The 11,529-nt window shown below is 61.9% G+C and carries 9 protein-coding genes; all 9 read left to right on the top strand.

Annotation, left to right across the window (positions count from 1 at the left end; genetic code table 11):
- Positions 1–189: 189 nt before the first annotated feature.
- The 9 genes from AC6CIG_RS00545 to rfbC all read left to right on the top strand — a co-directional run bounded on the left by AC6CIG_RS00545 (position 190) and on the right by rfbC (position 11,524).
- Positions 190–762 carry a MarR family transcriptional regulator gene (locus AC6CIG_RS00545; protein WP_498321988.1) on the top strand — a complete coding sequence of 191 codons (573 nt, stop codon included), beginning with the start codon at positions 190–192 and terminating at the stop codon, positions 760–762.
- A 139-nt stretch (positions 763–901) separates the two neighbouring features.
- On the top strand, positions 902–2,155 hold the full coding sequence (locus AC6CIG_RS00540) for a glycosyltransferase family 4 protein (protein ID WP_498321986.1): 1,254 nt from the start codon (positions 902–904) through the stop codon (positions 2,153–2,155).
- Positions 2,156–2,336: 181 nt separating this feature from the next.
- Positions 2,337–3,809 (top strand): DUF6212 domain-containing protein, encoded by a 1,473-nt coding sequence (locus AC6CIG_RS00535; protein WP_498321984.1) that lies wholly within the window; start codon positions 2,337–2,339, stop codon positions 3,807–3,809.
- A complete protein-coding gene (locus AC6CIG_RS00530; RefSeq protein ID WP_498321982.1) occupies positions 3,796–6,477 on the top strand; it encodes a glycosyltransferase in 2,682 nt (893 codons plus the stop codon). Before AC6CIG_RS00535 ends, AC6CIG_RS00530 begins: the two co-directional genes overlap by 14 nt.
- A gap of 34 nt (positions 6,478–6,511) precedes the next feature.
- Complete coding sequence (locus AC6CIG_RS00525) at positions 6,512–7,690, top strand: polysaccharide pyruvyl transferase family protein (protein WP_498321980.1); 1,179 nt, start codon at positions 6,512–6,514, stop codon at positions 7,688–7,690.
- Between the two features lie 42 nt (positions 7,691–7,732).
- On the top strand, positions 7,733–8,905 hold the full coding sequence (locus tag AC6CIG_RS00520) for a polysaccharide pyruvyl transferase family protein (RefSeq protein WP_498321978.1): 1,173 nt from the start codon (positions 7,733–7,735) through the stop codon (positions 8,903–8,905).
- Between the two features lie 67 nt (positions 8,906–8,972).
- Positions 8,973–10,064, top strand: coding sequence for a glycoside hydrolase (locus AC6CIG_RS00515; protein ID WP_498321976.1), 1,092 nt, complete (start codon positions 8,973–8,975; stop codon positions 10,062–10,064).
- A 22-nt stretch (positions 10,065–10,086) separates the two neighbouring features.
- Complete coding sequence (rfbA, locus tag AC6CIG_RS00510) at positions 10,087–10,968, top strand: glucose-1-phosphate thymidylyltransferase RfbA (RefSeq protein WP_018098847.1); 882 nt, start codon at positions 10,087–10,089, stop codon at positions 10,966–10,968.
- Entirely contained in the window at positions 10,961–11,524 is a 564-nt protein-coding gene (gene rfbC / locus AC6CIG_RS00505; protein WP_498321974.1) for a dTDP-4-dehydrorhamnose 3,5-epimerase, read from the top strand. Before rfbA ends, rfbC begins: the two co-directional genes overlap by 8 nt.
- Positions 11,525–11,529: the final 5 nt, after the last annotated feature.

The following is an 11,529-nucleotide window of genomic DNA, read 5'->3' as shown; positions in this document are numbered from 1 at the left end:
CGCATTCGCGGGTTTCATGGGGCGATCTGATCCAGATTCACTCAAATCACAGTATTGTTGCGATAAGTGTGACACAATAAACATCGCCAGCTCAAGAGCACGCAATTTCGGGGCAGGGGTGCTGTGAAATTTACTTCAAGTTTTGAAGTAAATTCCGGAATTGGAAGTACGTTCCCAATGGAGAGAGGGATGAACCACAGGATACTCTATCCGTTCGCAGACTTTGGAGACACTGTTGCAATCCTTCCCGCGAATGAAACGCAGCGGAAAGGCCTCGATACCTCTGTAGACGATCGTGACGGAGATGATTCGCTCGTCACCTATTTCGAGCTGGCCCGGGTCATGGAGCGCGCAAGCCGCCGGTTTTCCGGCCTGTTGCGTGCGGAACTGACGAAACTCGGGGTCGAAGATATCGGTCCCGCGCAGGCGATGGTTCTTCTGGCCATAGGCGAGGCGGAGCTCTCGGTGGGAGAGCTTCTGGACCGGGGCCACTATGTGGGTTCGAACATTTCCTATTATCTGAAGCAGCTTGCCGACGGCGACTACATCGACCGGATCGCATCGCAGCGTGACAAGCGTTCTGCCCGCATCCGGCTTTCAGAGAAAGGCAGGCAGCTTTGCACCGGCCTGCGACAGGCCGCCAAGGGCTACGAACGCGCCCTCAGCCATGGCGATCAGGACCGGCGGGATCTGGAGACCGCTTTCCAGACACTGCACCGCCTCGAACTCGTCTGGGGAAATGCCGCACGCTACGGCATCTGACGCTCCATCACTGCATGTTCCTCAAAGCGCAACCGAGCAAGGGCGGTAACAAGCAGGAAATCCAAGTGTTGCAACGAGCTTTGCGCGTCCGTTCGGACGCGCGGCGCTGCAGGTGTGATCGATCACTGACAAGTGGCTTATGAAGATGCATGTAGCATTCGTACACCGCCGTGGGTTCGGCCAGTTCGCCGCCCTGGCAAGACATATGGCTGAGGCGGGGAACGAGGTGACGCTCGTGACGGAGACCGTGGACCAGCGGATACCTTCCGTCCGGGTCGTCCGGCATCGGGCGGAACCCGGTCCGCGACCGAATCCCCACATAGCGCGCCATCTTGCCGTTCCCGACCATCATGTGCGGATCGGGCACAGGGTAGCGGAAACCTTCGAGGCGATGGGCCGCCTTGGACAGACCCCCGACGTCGTTCTCGGCCATATAGGCTGGGGCAGCATGATGTTCGTGAAGGATGTCCTGCCGCGCGTGCCGGCACTCGGCTATTGCGAGTTTTTCTATCGGTCGGATGGGGCGGATGTCGGCTTCGCGCCGGACGACCGCCCCGACCCGGAGACGCGCAAACGCTTGCGCCTCCGCAACATCGCGCAGCTGCTGTCGCTGGAGGCGATGGATGGCGGTATCAGCCCGACCAATTGGCAGAAGAGCCTCTATCCGGCCGACGCTCGGCAACGAATCGCCGTCTGCCATGAGGGGGTGGACACGCGCCGTTTCCGCCCCGACCCGGCGGCTTCGCTGAAGCTGCCGGACGGGCGCGTCCTCAAGGCCGGCGATCCCGTCGTCACTTTCGTGGCACGGGACCTCGAGCCCTACCGGGGCTTTCCCCAGGCACTGGAGGCGGCGGCGAAGGTCGTCCGCCGGCACCCGGACGCGCTGTTCGTCTTCGTCGGCGGCGATGGGGTGAGTTACGGCGCGCCGCCCCCTGGCGGGGGATCGTGGAAGGATCATCTGCTTGCGTCTGTGGATATCCCGCGCGAAAGGCTCATCTTCCCCGGCGTCGTGCCGCATTCCGTGCTGCGTCAGCTCTTTCAGATATCGGCGGCGCATCTCTACCTCACCTATCCATTCGTGCTTTCCTGGTCGGTACTGGAGGCAATGGCCTGCGGCGCTCTTGTCATCGGCTCCGATACCGCGCCGGTTCAGGAAGTCATCCGCTCCGGCCGCAACGGCCTTCTCGTCCCGTTCTTCGATACGGATGCGCTCGCCGAGACGATCGTCGGGGCCTTGAACCGCCCGGACAACTTTCGCGAACTGCGCGGCGCCGCGCGCAGAACGGTCGAGCAGAGATTCCGGTTGGACGACTGTCTCGCACGTCAGTTGACGCTGATCGGCGACCTCACCGGTCGAAATGCTGCGCAAGCGAAAGAAACACAGTTTGTCTGAATATTACTTCAATTTTTTAAGTATAAATACCGGGTGAAACCCCAAGAATCTATTGTTGTGCACTGCGGAATCCACGGATATGGTTCGATCCGTGAGGTTCTGGGGCAAGAATATTTCCAGGCCATCAATTTCATCTTCTGGATAAATCGATTTATTCTGGGGTCGCTGCGTGCAAGAGTTGATGTCTTCTAACGTGAGGCAGTCGCCGGCGAAGCGAAGGCTCGTTGTGGCGTCCGGTCTGGACCGGGAAAATTTCGAAGGGAGCGACATCGAGCATCTGGTGCATTTTCTCGACCCGGATGCAGCTTCGCGATCCCCCCTGCAGAACGCCTTTCCTCTGATCGCGCTTGCCTTCTCGGATAAGGGTGAAGCCGATCTGCGGGAGGGGCTCGCGTCGATCAATGCCCTCGGCACCATTCCCGAAATACCGCTTCAGCGGATCGACGTGGGCGGTAAGGCGGAGAGCCTGGCGCTCGTGCAGTCGCTGGTGGAGGGTGGAGTGGGCCGGCTCTCCCGCTTCACGTCGTCGGTAACCGCCGAGCTCGCCATTCTCCGGCGTGAGCGGGAAACGCTGCTCGAAAATTACCGCGCGCTGGAGGATGCCTTCCAGGCCCGCAACTGGGAGCCGGTCGCGGAGATATTCGCCCATGATCCTTATGCCGACCCGAAGGACGAGGGCATCGGGCAGCTCCTTGCGACCGGATGTGTCGAGCAGCTTCTTCCAGTATCCAGCCTTGGCGTGGCTGGGATCGCGCTGCACCTTCATTCCGTGCCCAGGGACGGCGGCGAGCTGGTCGTCATGCTGGGCTATGTCGAGAACGGCGAGGGCGTGGCCGAATGGACCGTCCCCTATGCGCAGCTCGCGGCAAACTGGAATTTCCTCGCCCTGCCACGCGCTTGCGGCGGCGCAGCGAGAACGCTGCGGCTCAGAATCTCCACGACAGGCACGGAGACTGTAGGGCTTTCACTCGGCTATCCGATCGCGAGCGAGCGGTACACGGCCAGATCGGAAACCCCGCATCCGGATCTCGATCTCCGGCCCCTGGCGTTCCGCGTCTTTACGGGACTGCCCGGCGTCAAACCGACGCGCATGCCGAACATGATCGCTCCGACCGCCTTGCTCGAGGGCCATTTCATCGAGGACTATCGCCTGGCGGTCGAATTGCTGAGCCAGATCGTCGACGTATCGGTCACGCCGGTCGTTCCCGAGTTCCAGACCGTCCGCTTCCTCGAACACGAGAATGCGGTCGTTTGCCACCCGCTGCCGAGCGGAATCTCCGCCGGCACGATCGGCCGCGCCGTGGAACCCGGCACCATCTCCTTCTCCGCAAGCGCGATCATCGATCACCCGAAGGGCGCACCCGCGGCCGTGAGCTTCCTGCTCGCTCCGGCGAACTCCAATGCGCGCTCGGAAGTGGCGGAGCTCGCACGCAAGGGGGCTGCCAAGCCGTCGGCTTTCTTCAGCGGCTGGCGCGAGGTCACCGCCGAGCAGGCGGTCAACGTGAACTTTCAATTGGACAAGCCCGTGCGTGAGCCGATGGACCTCATGATCCTCAGCCGAGCGGTGACGGATACGGTGGATTTCTCCTGGCTCAAGGTCTCCGGCTTCCGATTGGTAAAGCAGTCCTCAGGGGCGTCCAATGTCCGGAAATAAGGAAAACTCGGACCTGATCGTGGTGGCAATGCCGCTTTACGGCCATGCGGCCCTCGTCCTGGAGGCGATCGAGTCCGTGCTCGCTTCGAAGCTTGCCGGGTGCAGGGTGGCAGTCGTGGTGTCCGTCGATGGTGATCCGCGGCAGGAGACATTCGATCAATTGCTGCTCTATGCGGCGGCCCATCCTGCGGTTCATGTGCTTTTCGGGGCCAATGCCGGGCCGGGCGGGGCGCGCAATCGCGCGATCGACTACGTGCTCGCGAATCTGCCGGAAGCCGAGGCCGTCTATTTTCTCGACGCCGACAATCGCGTCTTGCCCGGGACCATCGAGACTCTCTACCGGCAACTGCGCGCCAGCGGCTGCGGCTGGATCTATACCAATATCGACACATTCTCGGTGAGCTGGCGCGCTCATTACGGCAATCGCTACTCGCGGCTCCTGCACTGCGTCACGGACAATATTTGCGACACCGGCTCGATGATCTCGATCGACGTGTTCCGGGCGGGTGTGCGCTTCGACGACGACAGGCAAAACGGTTTCGAGGATTGGGAATTCTGGCTGTCCTGCATCGAGCAGGGCTTCGTGGGGGCGCCGTGCCACGACACGACCTTCGAATACCGGCTGAGGGCGGAAAGCCGCTTCAAGGAGGCGAATCGCGATCGCGCCGCCTCGGTGAGCTTCCTCAGAAAGCGCCACCGTGCGCTATTCCAGCGGCCAATGCTGGTCGATTTCGAGCACGAGGAATGCCCGCGCTATCTTTTCGCACGGACGGAAGATGCCGCCATTTCGTTCTTCACGGATCCGACCAAAACGGCCAAGCGGCTTCGTCTCGACGATATCATTCCAGCATTCTGGGCGAGCATCGGCGAACCGGACAACGTTCATTTCCCGCCCTTCCTGATCGCCGGAAGCGGCGCCACGCTCGACCTGCTGCTGCGCTCCCGGATGCTGCCAAACGTGCTCTCGCACCTGGAGCGCCTGAGCGAGAAGGCGAACGTGGTCTTCGTCCAGCTTGGCAACGATGCGGCGCAGCGCAAGATCGAGCCGGTCTTCCTGGAGGCGGGCGCCCAGCACAACGCGCCGGCCGACCTCATCTTCCTGTCCACTTCGCTCGTGCGCGACGTCATTCATAACAAAGCGCTGGACTGGTTTGCCTCCATCGGCAACCAGCAGGTATGGCCGACATCGGCAGTTCTGAAAGTCCGCTTCCCTTTCCCGAGAAGCCTGCCGCGCCGTTCGCTCATCACGCCCCAGCAGGTGATGATCAACTGCGTCAATGCCATCGCGACCAGTCCGCTGCGGCGGACTGCCGGCAAACGCTGGACCTGGCGTCCGGCACGGCTCGTTCCCTATTCCGACCTCCACAAGGCTCTTCGCCACGAGATCGGTGGCTCGCCCGTGTTGCCGCTCGGTCATAGCGAAGGGGGCAGGAAGACCGCAGCCCTGCTTGTTCCGAATGCATCCTTCGGCGGCGCCGAGAAGGTCGTATATGCGGCCTCGCGCGAGCTGAAGGCCGCCGGCTACGAGACCCATCTCTTCGTGCTCGGCACATCCAGGATGGATGTGATCGACGAGTTCGATCAGAGCTTCGACTATATTCACTTCTGGGACCAGGGCATTCCCGCCTGGGGCGGCTCCGGCTCTTTCCTGGGGCAGGACTTCATCGCCGAGGGCCACGACGTCGATTGGGCCGCGCTCAAGGGTCAGCTTTCCGGCTTCGACCTCGTGATCAACAATCACGTCATGGCGGTGCATCCGCTTATCGCACGGTTGCGCTCGGAGGGAACGCGCACGGCCTGCTACCTTCACGTGGTCGACAATACCGGCTTCAAAAGGCCCGCCGGCCAGCCCTTCGCGGCGATAGCCCACGAGCATTGCTACGATGCCTTCCTGACCTGCTCGGAGCAACTCAAGATCTATCTGCACAGCTTCGGCGTTCCCTATGAAAAGATCTTCGCCGTCCCCAACGGCGCGAGCTTCTCCGTGCCGCCCAAGGTGCTCGCGGAGGTGCTGTCGGTCAGGCGCATCGAACGCAAGGACGATCGGCTTCGGGTCCTCTATATGGGCCGGCTCGATCAGCAGAAGGGGATCGACCGTCTCGCTGCGGCGTTCGCCGAATTGCGGGCTTCGCGCGTGCCCTTCGATGCCCGGGCGATCGGCGGGGAAATCCTCGCGGATGCCACCTTGTCGTGGACGGATCGCCTGAGGGACCTCGGCGTCGAGGTGCGCCCGCCGGTCTTCGCAAGCAAGGATCTGATCAAGGCACTCGGTTGGGCGGATGTCCTTCTGATGCCGTCGCGCTGGGAGGGCGCTCCCTTGATGATCGCGGAGGCGCAGCAGCTCGGCTGCGTGCCGATCGCGACGTCGGTCGGTGCCGTCGACGAACTCATAACCGACGGCGAGGACGGCATCCTCATCGAGGCCGCCGCCGATCCGCAGGTGGTCCGGGACATGGCAAAGGCCATTGAGGAGGTGGCCCACAACCGTCAGATGCTCGCGCCCCTCATGGAGGGGTGCCTGAGAACGGCGGCACGCCGCTCATGGACGTCCTCCTTCTCCGAGTTCCTCGGCTGGTGCGACCGTTCCGTGAACAATTCGTCGCTTTCGCGCGCAACGGTTATCCGTGGGCGCGAAGCATCCAATCCCGGAGTTGCGGCCGTGGGCTGAGGCCCCGCCGGTTTTAAGAAGAAGGGTCGATTGCATGCGTCCACGGATCCTCGTGACGGGAATTCCTGGTCATTACACGCGCCTCGCCAACGGCGCCCAGGGATTGGCCGTCTCCTATTCGGAGCGACAGAAACAGCCCGAGACGAAGGAGGAGTTTCTCCAGGAGCTTCGCAATATCAGCAATACGGGAAATTACCTGATCGGCGAGGGGGCGCTGCGCGCGATTGCCCCGCATGCGAAGCAGGTCCCGTTCTGGCACCTCTATAATTGCAGCCAGAACGGCGTCGGACTCGACGAGTTCAACGCCAATTTCGACATCTGCGTCTTCACCTGCGCGAACCTTCTGCGCAAGGGCCTGTCTGCGGATGCAGAAGCGGAAGTGCTTGGCAAGCTCAAGATGCCGATCGTCATGCTCGGTATCGGCCTGCAGAACCGCCGAGACCTTGAAAACAGCCTGCCGGAAGGTACGAAGCGGCTTCTGGACGTTCTCAAGGAGCGTGAGCACTATTTCCTGACGCGCGGGTTCGAAACCGCCGGCTTCCTGAAGGACCAGGGCTTCTCCTATGTGCAGCCGACGGGCTGCCCTTCCATCTATCTGATGCCGCACAACATGCGCGCCTCGCTGAAGAAGCTGCCCAATGTACCGGTCGGCAAGGCGCGGACCATCTTCTCCGGCTATCTGGGTGCCAACCACGATTGCATCGTCGACGCCGCGGCGCTGGCGCCCGAGGGTTCGCGGCCCCAATACGTCATCCAGGACGAGTTCCTCCATTTCGACATGAACGTCGAAGCGAACGGCGACGGCCGCGTCTACGACTCCGCCTCCGGCACGATGCTCGGGGAACTGAGCTATCCGGGCACCGAAAGGCTGAAAACGCCCTTCGACGTGCGGACCTTCTTCGATACGAACCAGTGGCGTGCCTGGGCGTCTTCCATGGATTTCAATTTCGGCCGGCGTTTTCACGGCTCGATCATCGCGATGCAGGCGGCCGTGCCGAGCCTGATGGTAGCGGTGGACGACCGGATGCGGGAAATGCTCGGCTACACGGGCCTGCCGGCGATCGACGCAGTCGAGGTCGACAAGGCGGAAAACCGGGCCGAATTCGTCGCCGACCACCTGGCCGGGCTCAATGCTTCCGAACTGGTTGACAGATATTCCGATCGCGAGCGCACGTTCCGCTCGGCTCTCCGGGAGATCGGGATCGGGCAATAAATCTACGCGAGCGTTTGCAGGCTCTAATCTCAGGTGTAATCGATGCGTATCTTGCTTACGGGAATCCCGTCCTATCTGCAGCGAACCGTCTCGGGCGTGTCCGGCGCGGAGGTTCGGCACAGGCCCTATTTCGACGAGGTCAGAACCAAGAAGGAACTGATCGATCAGGTCAAGAAGATCGCCAATACCGGCAACTATCTGATCGGCGAGGGCGCGGCCCATGCCCTGCGCGGGCATGACGTCACCTATTTGCCTTTCTGGCATCTCGTCAACAACAGGAATTCCGACGAGGCTTATGAAAGCCTCAACAAGGAATTCGACATCTGCGTCTTCGCTTCGGCCAACCTCCTGCGCCCGGGCTACTCGGCGGATCTCGAAGCGGAAGTATTCGAGAAACTGAAGATGCCGGTGGTGATCATGGGGATCGGTATCCAGCGGAGGGAAGGGCTCAAGGAAAACCTGCCTGCCGGCACGCTCAAGTTCCTGGAAGTGCTGAGAAACAAAGAGAGCTTTTTCCTCACGCGCGGTTATTTCACGGCCGAGTTCCTGAGAGAGCAGGGGATGAAGTTCGTCAAGCCGACGGGTTGCCCCTCGCTCTTCTTCGCGCCGGCCGAGATGAAGCGTTCGCTCGCCGCGCTCGCCAATCCGGATCTCGCTTCCTCCCAGAAGATCGCCTTCGGAGGCTATCTCGGAAGCGTGGCCGATACGATCGTCGACGCCCACGCGCTGCTGAAACCGGAGAGCGTCGCGAGCTACGTCGTCCAGGACGAGGTGGTCGCCTACAATCTTTCCCTTCCCGTGGACGACGACTTGCCCGTTTACGACCGAGCAAGCGGGCGCATCACCGGCCAGACCGCCTATAAGCATTCGGAGAAATGGCAGCGCAAACACGAGCTTCTGGTGTTCTTCGACACCAATCAATGGCGAAGCTGGGTCTCCGCGCGCGATCTCTGCTTCGGGCGCCGTTTTCACGGCTGCATCATCGGCATGCAGGCGGGCGTGCCGTCGCTCATGATCGCGGTCGACGATCGCATGCGGGAAATGCTGGAATTCATCGGCTTCCCCTACATGGAGGCGGCAGTCTGGAACCGGGAGCCGGACAGGAAGGCCTATCTTGCCAGCTTCCTTTCCAAGATCGATTCGCAGGCTGTCATCGACCGGTACTCGGCCTGTGAGACCAACTTCCGCAATGCTCTGGCGCATGTCGGGCTCTAGAGCAATTCCGGGGAAAGTGCGCAGCGGTTTGCGGCCCGGGACTTCAGCGAACCGAGGAGCAGCAGCATTGTTCCTCGGCGCCTTGCTGACGCTTTCCGCACCCGCGCATGCCGATGAAGCTTCGGCTGCTCGCATTGGCGTCAATCGGATGAATCTTGCCTGGCTGCCCCGGGGCGACCAGGAGAGAATACTGACCGACATCGCTGCCAGCGGCGCGACGGATGTCCGTCTTTCGCTTTCGCGTCCGGTGGACAAGAGCATAGAGGCGCTGGCAATCGCCCATCGCCTGGGGCTGCGCATCCTTCTCGAGATTCAGCTGGGAAACAAAAGCTACTATCCCCAGAGCCTCAGACCGAGAACGGGCCATGGCCGTATCTGGGACGTCTATCGACTGTCGGATTTGGATCTTGTTCGGTATCGCAGGGAGTTGCGGCAAGCGCTTCAACGCATCGATGCCCTCGGCGTGCGTCTTGTAGCGATCGAGCCGGGAAATGAGATCAACTATGCCGGCTACAACGGCGATCTTGCCGTCTATCGAGAACCGGGCGCCCTGTCGCCGCGCAGCATCGCCGAGCTACGGGAGCGGACAAGGTTTGAACGCGGCCTCGACAACTACGTCAAGGCGCTGGAGATCAGCCGATCGGAGCTGCGCAAAACCGTACACAGCCGCGACGCAGCCGTCATTTCCGCCGGTCTCTCGGATATGAGCGCCGCAGAAGCCGACAGGCGCGGAATGGAAAGGCTCGATCCCGGCGAATTCGTCGCGCTCCTTCGTCAACGCGGCATCGACAGTCTGGTCGATGCCTATGGCATCCACATCTACCCCGGAAAGAAAGCCGCGCCAGCTATTGCAGCGCGGGTCAGAAGCATTCTCGATTTCTGCCGGACCGCGGGAACCGGCAAGTCCTGCTGGGTCACGGAATGGGGGATCGCAAACAAGGCGCGCTCCTGCCCGGTGGACGATCGATCGCGAGGGGAGGCGATCCATGTCATGCGCGCGACCTTCGGCGAACTGATCGAGGCAGGCCGGCTGACGGCTGCCTACTATTACGACTGGGACACCGAGCCTTCCTATAGCCTCTGGCGCTGCGGCAAGCTCAGTCCCGTCGGCGCCGCGGCGATCGGACCGGGCGAGGGCGCAGGAGCGCAAGCAAGATGATGGCCTCGACCGGAGTGGGCGCATGAAGGGCATCATCCTTGCGGGCGGCCGGGGAACCAGGCTGTACCCGGTGACGATCTCGGTTTCGAAGCAACTGCTCCCTGTCCATGACAAGCCGATGATATATTATCCGCTCGGCATGCTGATGCTGGCCGGTATTCGCGAGATACTGGTGATCACCATGCCCAGGGACCGGCCGCTGTTCGAGGAGCTGCTGGGGGACGGCAGCCAGTTCGGCCTCGCGATCTCCTATGCCGAGCAGCCGGAGCCGAACGGGCTCGCCGAAGCCTTCATCATCGGCCGGGATTTCGTCGCCAACAGCTCGGTGGCGCTTATCCTCGGAGACAATATTTTCTACGGTGCCGGCCTGCCCGAGCTTTGCGGCGATGCCGCGGCCCGGTCGAGCGGTGCCACGATCTTCGCCTATCGTGTGGATGATCCCGAGCGCTACGGCGTCGTCAGTTTCGACGGAGAGACCGGACGGGCCGTGACGATCGAGGAGAAACCGGAGCGGGCGAAATCCAGCTGGGCGGTGACAGGCCTTTATTTCTATGAAAACAGTGTGCTTGACATCGCTTCTTCAATCAAACCTTCAGCACGTGGCGAACTGGAAATCACCGATGTGAACCGGGCCTATCTGGAGCGCGGCGACCTTCACGTCTGCCGCCTCGGGCGGGGCTATGCCTGGCTCGATACGGGCACGCACGACAGCCTGCACGATGCCGCTTCCTTCGTACGCACGATCGAGCACCGGCAGGGCGTCAAGATCATGTGCCCGGAAGAAATCGCCTTCGAGCTCGGCTACGTTTCGGCGGATCAGGTGCTCGAGCGTGCCGACCTTCTCGGCAAAAACGACTATGCGATCTATCTCCGGAGACGGGTCAGGGAGCTCTCGGATGCTTGATGTAAGGCCCCTGGGCCTCGACGGGGTTCTGGAGATCGTCCCGCACAGGCTCGGCGACGAGCGGGGCTTCTTTTCGGAGACCTACAATGCCGAGACCCTCGCCGCCAACGGCGTCACGGACACCTTCGTACAGGACAACCATTCCTATTCCGCGGCTGCGGGCACGCTGCGCGGCCTGCACTATCAGCTTCCGCCCAAGGCGCAGGCAAAGCTCGTTCGCGTTGTTCGAGGCAGGGTGTTCGATGTCGTGGTCGACATTCGCAAAGGTTCGCCGACCTTCGCGAAATGGGTCGGTCTCGAACTCTCGGCCGAGAAATGGAACCAGGTTCTGGTGCCTGTCGGCTTCGCCCACGGCCTCGTCACGCTCGAGCCGGAAACGGAAGTCCTCTACAAGGTGAGCGAGCATTACAGCGCCGAGCATGAGCGGTCGATCCGCTACGACGATCCTCAGATCGGCATAGGCTGGCCTGCCGCTACCGACCGTCTGCAACTGTCCGCGAAGGACAGGAACGCACCATTGCTCCACGAATCCATTGTTTTCGAGTTCACCGCATGAGGGGA

This window comes from Sinorhizobium sp. GQ132 (assembly GCF_059758575.1).
This window is presented reverse-complemented; position numbering and strand designations above follow the sequence as displayed.

Excerpts from the sequence above, each read along its gene's own strand:
- AC6CIG_RS00545 (WP_498321988.1), top strand. The coding sequence starts at position 190 with ATGAACCACAGGATACTCTATCCGTTCGCAGACTTTGGAGACACTGTT.
- AC6CIG_RS00540 (WP_498321986.1), top strand. The coding sequence starts at position 902 with ATGAAGATGCATGTAGCATTCGTACACCGCCGTGGGTTCGGCCAGTTC.
- AC6CIG_RS00535 (WP_498321984.1), top strand. The coding sequence starts at position 2,337 with ATGTCTTCTAACGTGAGGCAGTCGCCGGCGAAGCGAAGGCTCGTTGTG.
- AC6CIG_RS00530 (WP_498321982.1), top strand. The coding sequence starts at position 3,796 with ATGTCCGGAAATAAGGAAAACTCGGACCTGATCGTGGTGGCAATGCCG.
- AC6CIG_RS00525 (WP_498321980.1), top strand. The coding sequence starts at position 6,512 with ATGCGTCCACGGATCCTCGTGACGGGAATTCCTGGTCATTACACGCGC.
- AC6CIG_RS00520 (WP_498321978.1), top strand. The coding sequence starts at position 7,733 with ATGCGTATCTTGCTTACGGGAATCCCGTCCTATCTGCAGCGAACCGTC.
- rfbA (WP_018098847.1), top strand. The coding sequence starts at position 10,087 with ATGAAGGGCATCATCCTTGCGGGCGGCCGGGGAACCAGGCTGTACCCG.
- rfbC (WP_498321974.1), top strand. The coding sequence starts at position 10,961 with ATGCTTGATGTAAGGCCCCTGGGCCTCGACGGGGTTCTGGAGATCGTC.